This is a genomic window from Xanthomonas euvesicatoria pv. euvesicatoria, assembly GCF_020880415.1.
In the GTDB taxonomy this organism is placed as follows: Bacteria; Pseudomonadota; Gammaproteobacteria; order Xanthomonadales; family Xanthomonadaceae; genus Xanthomonas; species Xanthomonas euvesicatoria.
In genome coordinates, this window is record NZ_JAJIUJ010000054.1 from 1 (window position 1) to 16,591 (window position 16,591).

Here is a 16,591-nt window from a genome sequence, read left to right on the forward strand (position 1 = left end):
GAACGCGCTTGCCGCTACGAAGCCGGCGGCCGCCAAGCACGCTGTGCACGAGCACAGGCGACGTGCGTGAGCGATATCGCCTGCCACGCACACGAGCGCTCGCGCCTGTGCGGCAGGCGATGTCGGTGGCATGTGCAGCAATCACGGCGACTGATGGTTTGGGATCGGCACAAGAAGACCGCCATCTGCCGTGCGTCCGCATCAGGGTTCGCCGCAATCGTGGGCCGACCCCACCACGCCAGCCTGCGCGAAGCGATGGTGGGGTGCTGTAAAGCGACTGACCGGGCACCTGAGCATCAACCGCGGCGCGCAACGTGCCGGGGTCGGTCTCGACGCGCTCTATCGAGCGTTCCCCAGGCACGGACGCGTATCGTTGCCTTTTTGCGACGCGGGCGCGGCGTCTTCCCGGCGAGGCTGTCCCACGCGATAGCCCGTTGGCGTGTGCCATCGGTGTGCTCTGCGTCGTCCCACTCGCTTGACGCCGCCGGCAACCGTTGGCTGCCGCGCCGATCCGATGCCCACCGTCACGCAGTCAGGCACTGGCTATTTGCGGTTTGCGTTTTGCGGTTTGGGTTTGCACCTAACAGCAGAAGTACGCAGTTTCCGGCAGTGCGCATGAGCTGCCCCGCACCCACACCACGCCACGCCTAAGATCGAGGCGCTTGCCCCTCTGGCTGCCGCGCGCGCTTGGCTGCATACATCGCCTCGTCAGCGGCATGCATCAAACTGGACGCCTCGGCTTGTGCGCCGTGTTGCCAGGCCACACCGATGCTGGGCTGGATCGGCAGATGCTCATCGCCAAACGTGGCGCCTTCTGCGGCAAGCGTGCGGATACGCTCTGCCACCGCGGCGCATTCGGCCTGCGCATCTTCCAACCCGTCCAGCAACACGACGAATTCGTCGCCGGCCAGACGCGCCACCAGATAGCGCTCGCCTGCCGCGCGTTGCAGGCAGCTGCCGAACGCCACCAGCACCGCATCGCCGGCACGGTGTCCGTGGACATCGTTAATGCGTTTGAAGCCGTCCAGGTCCAGGAACATCACGGCCACCGCGCGTTGCTGCTGTTGCGCCTGCGCAACCGCCACCTGCAGCGCTTCGGACCACGCGTGCCGGTTCGGCAGGCCAGTCAAGGCATCGCGGGTGGCGCGCTCGTGCATCAGGCGGTGCAGGGTCTTGTGCGCAGTGACATCGTGCGCCATCAGGAAAAAGCCCTGCGTGGGCGTGGCAGTCTGCGTTTCGGGCACCAGGGTGACTTCCACATCGCGCGGTGTGCTGCCGCCCAGGACATGTTCGAAACTGGCACGCTGCCCGGCCACCACCTGTGCCAGCGCAGCGCGCGCGGCGGTGCTGAGGTCTTCGCCCAGTACCTGGGTAATGTGGCGACCGACCAGGCTGGCAGGCTCCACGCCGAGCCAGTGGCGATGCGCTTCATTGGCGAACAGGTAGCGCTGCCCGGCATCGAACTGGGCCACCAGGGTGGGCGTGGCGTCGCTGATCGCGCGCAGGCGCGCTTCGCTTTCGGCCAGCCGCTCGGCGGCCACGTGGCGCTCGGTCACGTCCTGGATCTGCGAAACGAAATGCACCGGCGCACCGCTGCTATCGCGCACAAGCGACACCGACAGCTGCGCCCAGATCACCGCGCCGTGCTGGCTGATGTAGCGCTTGGCCAGGCTGTAACTGTCGCGTTTTCCGTCGATCAGGTCCTGGACCAATTGCAGGTCCATCTGCAGATCGTCGGGATGGGTGATCTGCTGGAAGGTGGTGCGCAGCAATTGCTCGCGCGAATAGCCCAGGATGCCGCACAGCGCCGGATTGACGTCGCGCCACTCACCTTCCAGCGACACGATGGCCATGCCTTGTGGCGCGGTTTCGAATGCGCCGGTGAACCGTTCGGCGGCCAGCTGCGCGGCCGCTTGCGCCTGCAATTCGGCAGTGACGTCGATGGCCATCGCCAGATACCCGGCCAGGCCCTGCTGCGCATCGTGGATCACGTTGAAACACAGGCGCACGCGACGCAGATCGCCGTCCTTGCGTACCAGCGTCCAGAGTTCTTCGGCCAGCACATCGCCAGCCGCGGCCGCAGCCAGTTTCAGGTACGAAGGGGGCGACAACGCCAGCGTCGCCATGTGCCGCTCCAGTTCGGCCGGCAGATGGAACTGCGCCGGGCAGGTGCCCAGCACCTCCTCGGCCCGGTAACCGAGCAGGCGCTCGGCGCCGGGATTGAAGAGTTCCAGACGGCCCTGCACGTCGAATGCCATGATGGCCACGTCCTGCGAGGCGTCCACCAGAGCCTGCAGGCGCGCGCGTTCGCCGGCCAGTGCGGCCGAGGCATCCTTGAGCTGGGTGATGTCGTGCATCACGCACACCGCGCCCAACGCCGTGCCCTTGTCGCCGACCACCGGGTCCGCATTGCAGAGCACGCTGCGCGGCGGCTGGTTGGTGGCGCGAATGACCAGTTCGGCATTGCGCACGTGTTCGCCACGCCAGGCACGTAGCAGCGGGATTTCCTCGGTGGGCAGCAGGCTGTTGCCATCGGCGGTGTACAGATCGAAATGCAGCGCCCACTGCGCCGGTGGCAGCACGCGCGGGTCGGTGCCATGCCATTGCCGGGCGGCGTGATTGAACTCGCGCAGCAAGCCGTCGGTGCCGCAGGCCACCACACCGTCGGGCATGGCTTCCAGCAACATGCTCAAGGTCTGCCGCTGCGCCTGCGCGTCCAGCCGGTCGCGGCGCGCTTCCAACTGGTTGACGGCCTGGCGTGCCAGGCGGACCAGGGCCTGCTTCTGGCTGTCCTCGAGCATGCGCGGCTGGGTGCTGAGCGTGCACAAGGTGCCATAGGCGTAGCCTTCGCGCCCGATCAACGGCACCCCGACATACGAGCGCACGCCGGGGGCAGCGATCACCAGTGGGTTGTTGACGAAGCGCGGGTCGGCTTCGGCATCGGGCACTTCCATCAACTCGGTGCCCATGATCGCGTGGGCGCAAAACGAGGCGCTGCGCGGGGTGCCTTCCAGATCGGTGCCGCAACGCGCCTTGAACCACTGGCGGTCGGCATCCAGCAGCGACACCAGCGCCATCGTGGCGCCGCTGACGTGTGCAGCCAGCCAGGCGATATCGTCGAATTCGGCCTCGGCCTCGGTGTCCAGCACGCCCAGCCGGCGCACCGCCTCCACGCGCAGGGCGTCATCGACGGGCATCGGCACGGGCGGCAACAGGACGGTCATGGCGTGATCGGCAGGCGGCGTCTGGTCAGGATAGGTCGCCCCAGGTAACGGCGAGGCGACGAGCAACTTGAGTCGTGGCGCTGGCGCTCGCCTGGCCGTCGTGCCGTGGCAATGCGCCGCGCGAGCGACGCGCCGGCGCCCGGCTCCTGCCCGGCACCGAACGCGGTGAGCCGCCAGGCCGGCCCCTGCCGATCCGCATTTGCCCCGCCGCCAAGCAGCCACTACCCTCGGCCGATTGCCCTGTCCTGGAGTGTCACATGCTGCGTCCGCTGTCCCTGTTGATCGCCGGTGTGCTTGGCGTCGCTGCCGGTTCCGTTGCCCCCGCCGTTGCTGCCGCCCCGGCCAGCCTGTCCAAGAGCGCGGCCAGCAGCGCCATTCCCGATATCGCCTATACCCGCTTCACCCTGCCCAACGGCCTGACCGTGGTGGTGCACGAAGACCACAAGGCGCCGGTGGTGGCGGTGAGCATCTGGTACCACATCGGCTCCGGCGACGAGCCGGCCGGCAAGACCGGCTTTGCCCACCTGTTCGAGCACCTGATGTTCTCCGGCTCGGAAAACAACAAGGGCAGCTTCTTCGCGCCGCTGGAAAAGGTCGGCACCACCGACATGAACGGCACCACCTGGTTCGACCGCACCAACTATTTCGAGACCGTGCCGACCACCGCGCTGGATACCGCACTTTGGCTGGAATCAGACCGCATGGGCCACCTGCTCGGTGCGATCGGCCAGCAGGAACTCGATACCCAGCGCGGCGTGGTGCAGAACGAAAAGCGCCAGGGCGAGAACCGCCCGTATGGCCGCGTGGACCAGAACATCCTGTCCAACCTGTTCCCGGCCAACCACCCCTACCAGCACGACACCATCGGCTCGATGGAAGACCTGGACGCGGCCTCGCTGGCCGACGTCAAACAGTGGTTCAACGACAACTACGGCGCCGCCAACACCACCCTGGTACTGGCCGGCGACATCACCGTGGCGCAGGCGCGCGCCAAGGCCTTGCAGTACTTCGGCGATATCCCGTCCGGCAAGCCGGTGGCGCGCCAGCAGCCGTGGGTGACCCCGCTGGCGGCGCAGAAGCGCGGCGTGCAGCACGACCATGTCTCGCAGCCGCGCATCTACCGCACCTGGGCCGCACCGCAACTGGGCACCGACGACCTCATCCAGCTGGATCTGGCCACCACCGTGCTCGGCGGCGGCAAGACCTCGCGGCTGTATCAGCGCCTGGTCTATCAGGACAACCTGGTCGACGACGTCTCCGCCTCGGTGCAGCCGTTCGCGCTGTCCAGCCAGGTACAGATCCAGGCCGACGTGAAGGACGGCGTGGACCCGGCCAAGGTCGAGGCAATCATCGACGAAGAACTCAAGAAGTTCATCGCCCAGGGCCCCACCGCCGACGAACTGCAGCGCGCGCAGGTGGCCTACCGCGCCGGCTTCGTGCGCGGGCTGGAAAAGGTCGGCGGCTTCACCGGCAAGGCGGTGATCCTGGCCGAGGGCCAGGTCTATCGCGGCGACCCCGGCGCCTACAAGAAAGATTTGCAGCGCGCCCAGGCCGCCACCGCCGACAGCGTCAAGCAGGCCTCGGCCACCTGGTTCGGCAAGGGCGATTACCTGCTGACCGTGCTACCGGCCGGCAAGGACTTCGACCCGGCCGCCGAAGACAAGGCGGTGGTGGCACGTGGCGAAGAACCCGGCAAGCCGGCGCCCAAGCTGCCGGCCGCAGGCACGTTCAAGGTCACCGCCTCCACGCTGGACCGCAGCAAGGGCGTGCCGCAGACCGATCGATTCCCGGACCTGAGCTTTCCGAAGCTGCAGCGCGGCAAGTTGAAGAACGGCATCGAGGTGATCCTGGCCGAACGCCACACCATCCCGGTCACCCAGGTGGAGTTGCTGTTCGACGCCGGCTACGCCGCCGACCAGGGCCACAAGCTCGGCACCGCCAGCTTCAGTGCCGCGCTGATGAACGAGAGCACCACCGCGCTGGATTCGGTGGAAGTGGCGCAGCGCCGCCAGCGCCTGGGCGCGATCACGGCGGTCGGCTGCGATCTGGACAGCTGCAGCGCTTCGCTGGATGCGCTCAACGACCAGCTGCAGCCCTCGCTGCAGCTGTTCTCCGACATCGTGCGCAACCCGGCATTCAAGGCCGCCGACATCGAACGCGTCCGCGGCCAGTGGCTGTCCGGCATCGCCCAGGAAAAGACCCAGCCCAACAGCCTGGCGCTGCGGGCGCTGCCGCCGTTGCTGTTCGGCAACCAGCACCCGTACGGCATCCCGCTCACCGGCAGTGGCACCGAGGCGGCGATCAAGAGCCTCAACGCGCAGGATCTGCAGAATTTCCACAGCCAGTGGCTGCGCCCGGACAACCTGCGCATCCTGGTGGCCGGCGATACCACGCTGGCGCAGATCATCCCCCAGCTCGATGCCACCTTCGGCGACTGGAAGGCCCCGACCACGGCATTGCCGAAGAAAAACCTGGCCAACGTCGCCGCCCAGCCCAAGCCGCGCGTGTACCTGATCAACCGCCCGGACGCACCGCAATCGGTGATCCTGGCCGGCTTGCTGGCTCCGTCCACCAAGGCGCCGGATAACCTGGCGATCGGCGTGGCCAACGGCGCCTTCGGCGGTACCTTCACCTCGCGCCTGAACATGAACCTGCGCGAGAACAAGCGCTGGGCCTATGGCGCCGGCACCCGCATGATGGACGCGCAGGGCCAGCGGCCCTATCTGTTCTCGGCACCGGTGCAGACCGACAAGACCGCCGAATCGGCCAACGAGATCTTCAAGGAAGCCACCGCCATCATCGGCGACAAGCCGCTGACCAGCGAGGAAATCGAGAAGATCAAGAACCAGCGCATCCGCGCCCTGCCCGGCAGCTTCGAAACCACCGGTGCGGTGCTCGGTGCGATCGAAGGCATCGTGCAGTTCGACCGCCCCGACGACTACGTGCAGACGCTCAAGCCGCGCCTGGAAGCGATCGACCAGCCGGCCGCGCAAAAGGCCATCAAGGAAATCATCAAGCCGGAGGCGATGACCTGGGTGATCGTCGGCGACCTGAAGAAGATCGAAGCCCCGGTGCGTGCACTCAAGCTGGGCCAAGTGCAGGTGCTGGACGTGGACGGCAAGCCGGTCAAGCGCTGATCGCACCTGCCGCACCGGCTGCGCTGCTGCATGCAGCGTGGCCGGTGCCGGCAGGGGGTATGTGTGATGCAGCGTGTGGTTGTCCGCCGCGTCAGTCGCTGCCCGAACGAGCGTCGCCACCGCGGGTGTTCCCGCGTGGCTGTGGCGCGACAGCACCAGGGGCACATGCACCGCTGCCCTGAGATCGCGGCCTGCAGGCGTGCTCGACAGCAGCAGGGATACGGCAGAGTGCCTGTCATGCGCTGTGCTGTTGAAGCAGCAATCGCATTGGCTCGCCACTGCCGGGTGGGCCCGTCTGCCGCTGTGCAATCTTGCTGCAGACGGCCCGGGCGAAACCTCGCCAGAGCGGGCGGTACACCCAGCACATGTCGAACACCTCGCCTGTAGCGAGTGCGCCATGGCAGCCCTGCCCGCTCGGCACGCAACCACGACACGTGCGGTCGTTGTCGGCATGCGGTGTTGGTGTCTCACGCTGCGCGCTCCGCGGGGCGGCATCCACGCCACGTTACCGGCGCTGCCGGTATGCTTGCGGCTTTCGCGTTCGCGCTTGCCTGGCTTATTCGATGAAAGACATGCCCGTGGCTGACGAATCCTCTCGCCAACACGTCCTGGATGGCTATCGCATCGTCGACAGCCTGCCGGAGGACACCTATCAAGACGTCGTGCAGGTTGCCGCGTCCCTGTGCGACACACCGATCGCGCTGATGTCGCTGGTGGACCGCGACCGCCAATGGTTCAAGGCGCGGCTGGGGCTGGGCCTGCAGCAGACCGAACGTAGCCAGGCAGTGTGCGACCACGCCATCCGCAGCCCCGATCAGTTGATGGAAGTACCCGACTTGCGCAAGGACAGCCGGTTTGCCGATATCTCGGTGGTCACCGGCGACACCGGCGCGCGGTTCTATGCCGGCATGCCGCTGGTCACCGAAGAAGGCGTTGCACTGGGCACGGTCTGCGTGCTCGACACCGAGCCACGCACGCTCACCGAGTTGCAGCGCACCGGCCTGCAGGCGCTTGCACGGGTGGCCATGCGCCTGCTCGACGAGCGCAAGCGCGAGCTGCAACTCGAGCGCGATGCCATCCTGCAGCCGGTCGTCCCGGTCGCCAGCCAGGCCGTTGCCGACACGGGTTATCACCTGGTGATTCTGGAAGTGCAGGAATTGGCCGCACTGGCCGAGCGCCAGAGCGAACGTCTGCTCGGGCGCAACCTGCAGCAGCTCGACCAGGCCTTCGCGGCATTGGTGCAGGGGCCAGGCAACAGCATCGACCGCGTCACCGACAGTGCGGAATTCATCGCCGTGCTGCGCGGCCCCGACGCCGAGCGCACCTTGCAGCGCCTGCGCGAGATCGCCCAGCAACAACATGCGCTGGGCCTGACCGTCTTGTTGGGCCAAGCGCAATCCACTGCCCCGGACGAGCCGATCGGCCAGGTGTTTCTACGTGCCGAGGTCGCGCTGAGCGCAGAAAAGGACCGTTACCGGCAGCGTCTGGCCTGAGGCCTGCGAACCGGTCTGCTGCGTCGCAGACGTACCCTCACCCCAGCGCGCACTGCTTCAACTGGCGATCGGCGTACCACAGCGCGCGGCGGGCCAGGTCGTAGGCGCTGTCGGCCTGACGCGGCAACATCTGTGCGGCCATCACCGGGTCGGCGCCGTTGTTCAAGGCGTGCTCGGCGCGTTCCAGATCCGACAGGTGCGTGCGTACCGGCGACAACAGCGATGTGCGCCTGGAGGCATCGCAACGCGCACTGCGCTGTTCCAGCGCCGCCAATGCCTCGCGGATGCGACGGCTGGCTTCACCCTTGAGGTCGGGCAGCGTTTCATGCGCAATCGGCGCCGATTTATAGGCATCGCCCGTCGCCTCGCTGCCCATCTCGGCCTGATTGCCGGCAAGCGCGGGATTGAAGCGCACATCCGGCGGCGGCCGCGCCTTGGCAACCTGGGTCTGCGGCCCGTTGAGCATGTCGTTGAACTTCTTCATGCCGCGATTCATTTCCTGCACCGCCACATCGCCCAGGGTGCCATCGCTCTTCCAGTCCTTGGCGAAGCGGGTTTGCTGGTACTGCACCGGGTTGACCCGCTCCATGATCTTGCGTGCCTTGGCCTGCGCGCGTTCGTCGGCCATTCCCGGCGGCACCGCACTGCCGGTCTGCGCCATGGGGTCCACCTGCGCCATGCGCAGGCGCCCGTCACGGGTATACAGCTGGACGGACATCGAATCGCTGGCAGGGGCAGTGGCGGCGGCCGGCTGCCGCGGCGGTGGCGGCGTGTGCGTGGCCGGCGGCGTCGCACGCGCGGCCGATGCGACGCGCGGTTTGCGCTCGGGCTCCTGCGGCGGTTGCTGCGGTGCCGGCGGCGTCTGTTGCGGCCGCGGCACGAAATACACCTGCAACGTGTCCTCGTGTTGCGCGGTTTCGCGCGGCGGCGGCATGTACAGCAACAGGCAGGCAAGAAAGAACAGGATGGCGCCCGTGCATGCGACAGCGGCGACATGCGGGACAAGCGCTTCCTTCCTGCGGGTAATCACAATGCGGGAGACCGATGAGATGAGAGTGCCGATGCCGCACACGGCGAACCCTGGTGTGCGACGCGCAAATCTAGCCGGCGCCGCGCCGGCGCGCGTTTGGAATTCGTTGTTTGGCCAGGCAGGGCCAGCCGCCATTCACATTGCGCGGCAGGTTGCGCAAGCGAATTGCCAGTGCGCCACGGGCCAAACAGCGGGCTCGGCGCTGTCGACACCAACATCCGAAAACAGGCAAGGCACATCGCCGGCCATGCGATGCGCAGGCCAACCGCCAGCACCGCGAAAAACTGCGCACCCGGCGACGTCCAACCGCGCAGTGCATCTGCCCGAACGCTGTTGCACCGGTACGCCAGCGCTCCCACCGAAGACGCATCGCCGTCCGCTCATTGGCAAGCCAACGACAGGCGCACGCATGTGTCGGCCAGTGCGGGCTGGTGCTGAGTGACCGCAATCCGTCGGCAGGCCTTACCCGATCCGCCCGCCGCTTTCCCGGCCGCGGCGCGGCGCGGCTCAGGCCTCGTCGGCGCGGTACAGGCGCTGGCAGACCTCGCAGAAAAACGCGCGACGCCCGGCCTTGCCCAGATGCTTGCGGTACTGCAAAGGCGCGCCGTCGCGCGGGCAACTGGTCTTGGTGTGCACCTGATAATGCTTCTTCAGCACGAAGGCTTTTTTCCAGGTGTAGAAGTCGAAACTGTAGTCGCGTGCCTGGGTGACCAGTTCGCCCAGCTTGCGCGCCGGTAGCGCGCCCACGGTGCTTTCCGGATGCACGCGGATACGATGCAGCACCTCGTTCTTGATGATGTTGCCCACGCCGGCAAAGATGGTCTGGTCGAGCAGTGCATCGGCCGCCAGCAGTGCCGGCGCGGCGCGTAATTTGCGGCGTGCCTGCGCGGGGTCCCAGAGCGGGTTCATCACATCCGCCGTCCAGTCGTAGACCTCGTCCAGCGGGCGCTCGATGAACTGCACCGAGCAGGCATAAAAGTTCAGCCGCTGGCCGTTAGAAAATTCCAGGCCCAAGCGCGGCACCGCGTTGGGCTTGTCTTCGTTGATGCGGTAGCTGCCGAACAGCAGGAAATGGATGCGCACGCTGAAGTGCGCAAATTCGATCAGGAAGTGTTTGCCCCAGCTGCGCAGTGCCAGCACTTTTTGCTGGTCCAGACGGGCGATGTCCTGCTTGCTGTTGCCGGACACGCGCACGATCTTGCGACCGACAAACGCTTGGGTATCTTCGCGCAGGATGACAAGTGAGGGACCTTCTGGCATGCGCCCAGTATCGAAGCGCTGCGTGATTCGCCCGTGATCGCGATGCACACGGCATCCTGACGCACGCGCATGCATACAGTGCTGCCACCCTCCGCTTGCCTGCCATGCCAGCTCGTCCATCCGGTGCCATTGCACGTGTGCGTTGTGGTTGCGCGGGCTGGTCGATTCCTGCCGCCGACCGTGCACAGTTCGGCGAGGGCGCCAGCGTGTTGCAGCGCTACGCCACGCGTTTTGACGCGGTGGAAATCAATTCCTCGTTCTATCGCCCGCATCGCGCCAGCACCTACGCACGATGGGCCGACAGCGTACCGGAGGACTTTCGTTTTTCGGTCAAGCTGCCGCGCAGCATCAGCCACGACGCGCGCCTGCACGGCACCGGGCCGCTGCTGGATGCCTTCCTGGCGCAGGCCGGCGCGTTGGGAACACGACTGGGCTGCCTGCTGCTGCAACTGCCGCCCAGCGCGGCCTTCGATGCCGCGGTGGCCGCGCGGTTTTTCACGATGCTGCGCCGGCGCTGGGACGGTGGCGTGGTCTGCGAACCACGCCACGCCAGTTGGTTCACTGCACCTGCGCAGGCGCTGCTGGCACGCCATCGCATTGCACGCTGCGCCGCCGACCCGGCGCCGGTGCCCGCGGCCTCCCTCCCGAGCCCGGCTGCTGCGCCGCTTTACTGGCGCTGGCATGGCGCCCCGCGTATCTACTACAGCAGCTACGCGCACACCGCGCTGCAGGCGCTGGCCGCCACGGTGCGCGCCAGCCACCCGGATAGCACGCCGCCACCGCCCGAACGCTGGGTGATCTTCGACAACACCGCAGCCGGGTGCGCCACCTCCAATGCGCTGGAATTACAGCGCCTGCTGAAGAACGAGCGCTAGCGCAGCGCGGGCAGGTGCCGGTCTTCCGGCACGTCACTGGCGCGCATCTTGCAGCAGCCAGGCTGCAGGGAGGCCGACGCGCCACCATTCAAGCTGCCTGAGTGCCGCGCCGATATGCCTGGACCGACGCACGTTGCGGCGCCACGCCGATCAGCTTGCTGAATCCAGTCGTCCCCGTGCGAAGCCTGTCGGCGTGCCGGCACCCCGCTCGGTCCCGCCCGCCACATCGGTCGTTTACCATGCCCTACGCCACTGCCCGTTCTGGAGATGTCATGAGTTCTGCCGCGCCCCCGTGCTGCACGTCGCTGCTTGGCCTGTCGCTGAGCATGTTTGTTGCGCCGGGCACGCTGACCGCCGCGCCGCTGGACCCTCCGGTCGTCAATGCGCCGGCGCCCACGCCACCCACGCCCGACCTGGCCTACCCGGAACTGTTCCAGGCCGTGCAGCGCGGTGAGCTGTTCGACGACCAGAAGCACTTTGTCGACTTCCTGCCGCTGCGCGACCCGGCGCTGATCAACGCCGACTATCTGGCGCAGCACGATCACCCCGGTTTCGACCTGCGCAAGTTCGTGGATGCCAATTTCGAAGAATCGCCGCCGGTGCAGACCGACGCGATCCGCCAGGACACCGCGCTGCGCGAGCACATCGACCTGCTGTGGCCCAAGCTGGTGCGCAGCCAGAACCACGTGCCGCCGCACAGCAGCCTGCTGGCGCTGCCGCATCCGTATGTGGTGCCGGGCGGGCGCTTCCGCGAGGTGTATTACTGGGATTCCTACTTCACCATGCTGGGCCTGGTGAAGAGCGGCGAAACCACGCTCAGCCGCCAGATGCTGGACAACTTCGCCTACCTGATCGACACCTACGGGCATATTCCCAACGGCAACCGCACCTACTATCTCAGCCGCTCGCAGCCGCCGTTCTTCTCCTACATGGTGGAGCTGCAGGCCGGCGTGGAAGGCGAGGCGGTGTATCAGCGCTACCTGCCGCAGTTGCAGAAGGAATACGCCTACTGGATGCAGGGCAGCGATGACCTGCAGCCCGGCCAGGCCGCGCGCCACGTGGTGCGCCTGGCCGACGGCAGCGTGCTCAACCGCTATTGGGACGAGCGCGACACCCCGCGCCCGGAAGCCTGGCTGCACGACACCCGTACCGCCGCAGAAGTGAAAGACCGCCCGGCCGCCGAGGTCTACCGCGACCTGCGTGCCGGCGCCGAAAGTGGCTGGGACTACACCAGCCGCTGGCTGGCCGACGGCCAGAACCTGCGCACCATCCGCACCACGGCCATCCTCCCGATCGACCTCAACAGCCTGCTCTACCACCTCGAGCGCACGCTGGCGCAGGCCTGCGCGCAAGCCGGCGCAGAGTGCACCCGCGATTACGCCGCACTTGCACAACAGCGCAAGCAGGCCATCGACGCGCATCTGTGGAATGCCGCCGGCTACTACGCCGACTACGACTGGCAGACGCGCACGCTGAGCAACCAGGTCACCGCCGCCGCGCTGTACCCGCTGTTCGCCGGCCTGGCCTCGGACGATCACGCCAAGCGCACCGCCAGCACCGTGCGTAAAACGCTGCTGCGCCCCGGCGGCCTGGCGACCACCGCAGTGAAGACCGGCCAGCAATGGGACGAACCCAACGGCTGGGCGCCGCTGCAATGGGTGGCCGTGGATGGCCTGCGGCGCTACGGCGAAGACGCGCTGGCACGCACCATTGGCGAACGTTTTCTGGCCCAGGTGCAGGCGCTGTTCGCACGCGAGCACAAGCTGGTCGAAAAGTACGGCCTGGAGACCGATGCGGCCGGCGGCGGCGGTGGCGAATACGCCTTGCAGGACGGCTTCGGCTGGACCAACGGCGTCACCTTGATGCTGCTGAACCTGTATCCGGGCAAGGATGCCAAAGCCGCACCCGCCAAGCGCGTGCGCAAGCCCGAGGCGGCCGCGCGCTGAGGGCGGTGCCGCTGCCGCGCAGTGCGTGGCGGCGGCAGGGTCGGATCATTGGCGTCGGGTCTCGGACGGTGCACGTCACCGATGCGCAGCACCGCCGTCGCGGCGACATGACGCGCTCTGCCTTTGCTGGCAACACGTCGCGAACAGGCGTGCAATGAGGCATTGCCCGCACGAGCCGTGGCAGACGGCCACCATGGCGATCCTGCGCACCGGCGACGCGCTCTGATGGTGTGCGCAGCCGCGTGGAGCGCAGCTCTTCGATCCGCACCTGGTTCGCCCGCAAGCTTAGAGCGCGATTGCTGATCGCCACATTGCCGCTGTCATCGCGTGCGGCGATGCGCAGCACTTATGCTCCCGGCGCCGGCCCGCGACTGCACCGCAGAGGGCCGCGTATCATGCGCACTCTTTCACTCCAGGACGGACCCATGGCCGTACGCACGCTCAACGAATTTCTCGCCCATTCCAAGGAAAAGGACGTCAGCCCCGATCCGTTCGAACTGGAAAACCCGCATCTGCTGGAAGTGCGCCTCGACGGCATGGTGTGGTCCAAGGCCGGCGCCATGGTGGCGCGCACCGGCAACGTCAAGTTCACCCGCGAGGGACTGCTGGAACAGGGCCTGGGCAATCTGCTGAAAAAAGCCGTGAGCGGCGAAGGCATGCAGTTGATGAAGGCCGAAGGCCAGGGCCGCGTGTATCTGGCCGATGTCGGCAAGATGATCACGCTGCTGCGCTTGAACGGCGAGGCGATCTTCGTCAACGGCAACGACGTGCTGGCGTTCGAATCCGGCATCGAGCACAAGATCACCATGATGCGCAAAGTGGCCGGCATGCTCTCCGGTGGGCTGTTCAACGTGCGCCTGAGCGGCCACGGCATCGTGGCGATCACCTCGCACTACGAGCCGCTGACCTTGCCGGTCACCGCCGCCAGCGGTCCGGTGTTCACCGACCCCAACGCCACCGTCGCCTGGTCCGGCACGCTGACCCCCGAGCTGGTCACCGACGTCTCGATCGGCACGCTGTTCGGCCGCGGCTCGGGCGAAAGCCTGCAGATGCGTTTTGCCGGCGAAGGCTGGGTGGTGGTGCAGCCGTACGAAGAAGCGAGCTTCCAGGCCAAGGGCTGACCAGGCCGCCCGACAGCAGTAAGCACTGCACATTGCCCGGTTGCACGCCATGCACCCGGGCAGTTTCCCGGCCAACCCCGTAGGAGCGCCCCTGGGCGCGAGGGCCTTCCCGGTAACCCCACATCGCGCCCGGGGGCGCTCCTACGGGTTTCCCGCATTCTGCCGCGAGCTGCAGGGCGACCGAACTGCACCAGCTCGGCATTGCCTAGTCTGGAAACCGCGCGCAACAGATGATTGCGCTAACGACACGTTGTAGGAGCGCCCCCGGGCGCGAGCGCCTTCCCGGTCACGCCATAGCGCGCCCAGCAGCGCTCCCACGGTTTACGGCCGCTGATGCATCACACCCAGCCACGCTTGCGAAACCACGCCAGCGGCACCACCACGCTCAGCGCGATGATCCCCAGCGCCCAGAAGTAATGGTCGTGCCCCTTGAGTTCGGGCATGTAAGAAAAGTTCATGCCCCAGATGCCGACCAGCACGGTAGGCGGAATGCCGACGACCGACGCCACCGCCATCACCTTCATCACGTTGTTCTGGTCCATGTTGATCATGCCCAGCACGCTGTCGAGCAGGAACTCGATGCGGTCGTCCATGTGCTGCTGGAATTCGCTCAAGGTGGTCAGGTCCTTGTGCAGCAGGGTGATGCGTTTGGCTGCATCGGCCCCGAACCAGTCCGGGGCGGCGCCATCCAGATAGGTGACCAGGCGCAGCATGCCTTGCCCTGCGTTGTGCAGGCCGCCAAGCTGGCGGCCCATGTCGCCGACCTGGTGCAACATGCGCTCCAGGCCCTTGGTCTTGTGTGGGCTGTCGAATACCAGCCGCGTGGTTTCGGTGACCGCCGCTTCCAGTCCCTCAAGCCGGTCCGCCAGACGCCCGACCAGTTGATCGAACATGCGTAGCAGCAAATCGTCAGAGCTGTGGCAGGGCTCGTGTTCCAGCCGCGTCGTCAGGGCCTCCAATGAGCCGATGCGCTGCTCGCGCAAGGTCACCAGCATGGTGGGCGACAGCGCAAACCCCAACGGCGCCGTGGGGCCGTCCTCGTCCTGGAAACGCGGCACATTGAGAAACAACACATCGCCCTGGCGACGCACCCGGCTGCTGAATTCGATTTCGCCGATCGCCGCACGATCAGGCAAGGCAAACCCCACTTTCTCAGCGGCTTGCGCCAGCTCCTGCGGGCTTGGCTGGCACAGGTCGACCCAGCAACCTGGGGTGTGCTGGGTTCCGGCAATCGGGTGGATCGTGATCATGCATCGACGGTGAGATGAAAGAGCCCAAGCATCCTCCGCGTCCACCATGGCGTCAACGCCGGCACATGCCCATCGGCGACGGCGACGACGGCCGTCCCTGGTCACACCTGCAATTCGCCGTGCGGTTTCTGCAAGGCAGCGAAAGCGTTCGCCAAATCGCACATCGATTCTGCTGTGCGCGGTATGCAGTTTCTGGCTGTCTTACATTTTCCGCTCACGCATTCTAGGAGTACGCGCATGAAGATCTCCGGCTCGGCGTCTCGCGGGCTACACGAGCCTATCGGTCATGTGGATCCGCGACATGCCCCAGCGGTGTGCGACGACATCCAAATCGGCGTCCATTCCCAGCTTCGCGAGCTGCCCCGCCTGCGCCGAAGCGCATCAGCCAAGGGGCGATCGCCGGCGTTCGTCGCAGAGAGCAGCCATCTCGATACGCTGTTCGGCAGCACCCAGCCTGCGCGCGGAAAGCATCTGAAAGACGGTACCCACCGGACGCCGATCCAGGCTCAGGAAATAACGGAGGCTCCCGAGCACGTCAAGATCAATCCAACACGCCTGTTCGTCTCGACCGGTCCGGCACTGAAGACGCTGCATCGTCTCGATCCAGCCAAGCTATCCAACGATCTTGGGCTGAGCGAGGACACCATCGATCGCATCAGGAGCACCCCGACGTTCCGCGGACAGACTGCAACTGACGTCCCGCCCAGTACGCCACTGGCTCAGCGCCTGCGCCTGGACGATCTGCGCGACAAGAAGGTGGAGTACAAATGGAACATCGCCAGCAATGGCAGCTTGGTCATCGGCGAAGGGCATCCTGGCGTGGTCCTGGACGAGCCGATGACAAGCAAGGACGCGCGCAAGAAGAAACAGCCATACGCGCACGGCCATGTCACCCTCGTGGGCGGCCAACCATGGAACAAGACCCCCTGGCAGGAAAATCGCCGCATACCGGAAGCGCGCATCAGCGGTACCCTGTACTACAACACGGACGGCGAGCTCTGTATCGATAACGATTCGGGGCGATTCAGCGAATATGCCGACCGAACGTCAGACCATCTTGAAAACGTTGCCAAGCTCTTTCAGCACTACGGTCTGCCGGTCACGCCGGAATGGAAAGCAAAGAAACAGATTCCGTTGCAGCGTGTGCCCGCCGGGGCGGCCATCGCGTCACCGAGCCCGGCAGAGAAAGGCGAAGCGGCGCATCCTGACCCAAGCGGTGAATGATCCACCGTCCACGCGCATCGTCATGACGGCT

Annotated in this window: 10 protein-coding genes; 6 read left to right on the forward strand and 4 right to left on the reverse strand. The window is 66.5% G+C overall.

Annotation, left to right across the window (positions count from 1 at the left end):
* Window positions 1-647 precede the first annotated feature (647 nt).
* The gene (locus LN450_RS10100) at window positions 648-3,446 is read right to left on the reverse strand and encodes a PAS domain S-box protein (protein ID WP_372499234.1); all 2,799 of its coding nucleotides are present in this window, start codon (window positions 3,444-3,446) and stop codon (window positions 648-650) included.
* A gap of 35 nt (window positions 3,447-3,481) precedes the next feature.
* Between LN450_RS10100 and LN450_RS10105 the strand changes: the two genes are divergently transcribed.
* The gene (locus LN450_RS10105; RefSeq protein ID WP_011346292.1) at window positions 3,482-6,361 is read left to right on the forward strand and encodes a M16 family metallopeptidase; all 2,880 of its coding nucleotides are present in this window, start codon (window positions 3,482-3,484) and stop codon (window positions 6,359-6,361) included.
* A gap of 563 nt (window positions 6,362-6,924) precedes the next feature.
* Window positions 6,925-7,854, forward strand: a complete 930-nt coding sequence (locus tag LN450_RS10110) for a GAF domain-containing protein (protein ID WP_039416981.1) — start codon at window positions 6,925-6,927, stop codon at window positions 7,852-7,854.
* Between the two features lie 37 nt (window positions 7,855-7,891).
* Here the strand turns inward: LN450_RS10110 and LN450_RS10115 are convergent, their stop codons facing one another.
* Window positions 7,892-8,797, reverse strand: a complete 906-nt coding sequence (locus tag LN450_RS10115; protein WP_170808641.1) for a hypothetical protein — start codon at window positions 8,795-8,797, stop codon at window positions 7,892-7,894.
* Between the two features lie 594 nt (window positions 8,798-9,391).
* On the reverse strand, window positions 9,392-10,144 hold the full coding sequence (locus tag LN450_RS10120) for a DNA-formamidopyrimidine glycosylase family protein (protein WP_039417005.1): 753 nt from the start codon (window positions 10,142-10,144) through the stop codon (window positions 9,392-9,394).
* A gap of 104 nt (window positions 10,145-10,248) precedes the next feature.
* Here LN450_RS10120 and LN450_RS10125 point away from each other — a divergent pair, with 104 nt between their 5' ends.
* From LN450_RS10125 to LN450_RS10135, 3 genes are all read left to right on the forward strand, one after another.
* A complete protein-coding gene (locus tag LN450_RS10125; RefSeq protein WP_011346287.1) occupies window positions 10,249-11,019 on the forward strand; it encodes a DUF72 domain-containing protein in 771 nt (256 codons plus the stop codon).
* A gap of 272 nt (window positions 11,020-11,291) precedes the next feature.
* Entirely contained in the window at window positions 11,292-12,965 is a 1,674-nt protein-coding gene (treA, locus tag LN450_RS10130; protein WP_011346286.1) for an alpha,alpha-trehalase TreA, read from the forward strand.
* Between the two features lie 425 nt (window positions 12,966-13,390).
* The gene (locus tag LN450_RS10135) at window positions 13,391-14,086 is read left to right on the forward strand and encodes an AIM24 family protein (RefSeq protein ID WP_011346285.1); all 696 of its coding nucleotides are present in this window, start codon (window positions 13,391-13,393) and stop codon (window positions 14,084-14,086) included.
* A 338-nt stretch (window positions 14,087-14,424) separates the two neighbouring features.
* Here LN450_RS10135 and LN450_RS10140 read toward each other — a convergent pair whose 3' ends face one another.
* A complete protein-coding gene (locus LN450_RS10140; RefSeq protein WP_014089285.1) occupies window positions 14,425-15,336 on the reverse strand; it encodes a CorA family divalent cation transporter in 912 nt (303 codons plus the stop codon).
* A 237-nt stretch (window positions 15,337-15,573) separates the two neighbouring features.
* On the opposite strand from LN450_RS10140, the gene xopV reads away from it, so the two are divergent.
* The gene (gene xopV / locus LN450_RS10145) at window positions 15,574-16,560 is read left to right on the forward strand and encodes a XopV/AopV family type III secretion system effector (protein ID WP_011346283.1); all 987 of its coding nucleotides are present in this window, start codon (window positions 15,574-15,576) and stop codon (window positions 16,558-16,560) included.
* Window positions 16,561-16,591 lie beyond the last annotated feature (31 nt).

Bases quoted from the DNA above. Each gene is read 5' to 3' on its own strand.
- xopV (WP_011346283.1), top strand. From the start codon at position 15,574: ATGAAGATCTCCGGCTCGGCGTCTCGCGGGCTACACGAGCCTATCGGT.
- LN450_RS10125 (WP_011346287.1), top strand. From the start codon at position 10,249: ATGCCAGCTCGTCCATCCGGTGCCATTGCACGTGTGCGTTGTGGTTGC.
- LN450_RS10140 (WP_014089285.1), bottom strand. From the start codon at position 15,336: ATGATCACGATCCACCCGATTGCCGGAACCCAGCACACCCCAGGTTGC.
- LN450_RS10120 (WP_039417005.1), bottom strand. From the start codon at position 10,144: ATGCCAGAAGGTCCCTCACTTGTCATCCTGCGCGAAGATACCCAAGCG.
- LN450_RS10110 (WP_039416981.1), top strand. From the start codon at position 6,925: ATGAAAGACATGCCCGTGGCTGACGAATCCTCTCGCCAACACGTCCTG.
- treA (WP_011346286.1), top strand. From the start codon at position 11,292: ATGAGTTCTGCCGCGCCCCCGTGCTGCACGTCGCTGCTTGGCCTGTCG.
- LN450_RS10105 (WP_011346292.1), top strand. From the start codon at position 3,482: ATGCTGCGTCCGCTGTCCCTGTTGATCGCCGGTGTGCTTGGCGTCGCT.
- LN450_RS10135 (WP_011346285.1), top strand. From the start codon at position 13,391: ATGGCCGTACGCACGCTCAACGAATTTCTCGCCCATTCCAAGGAAAAG.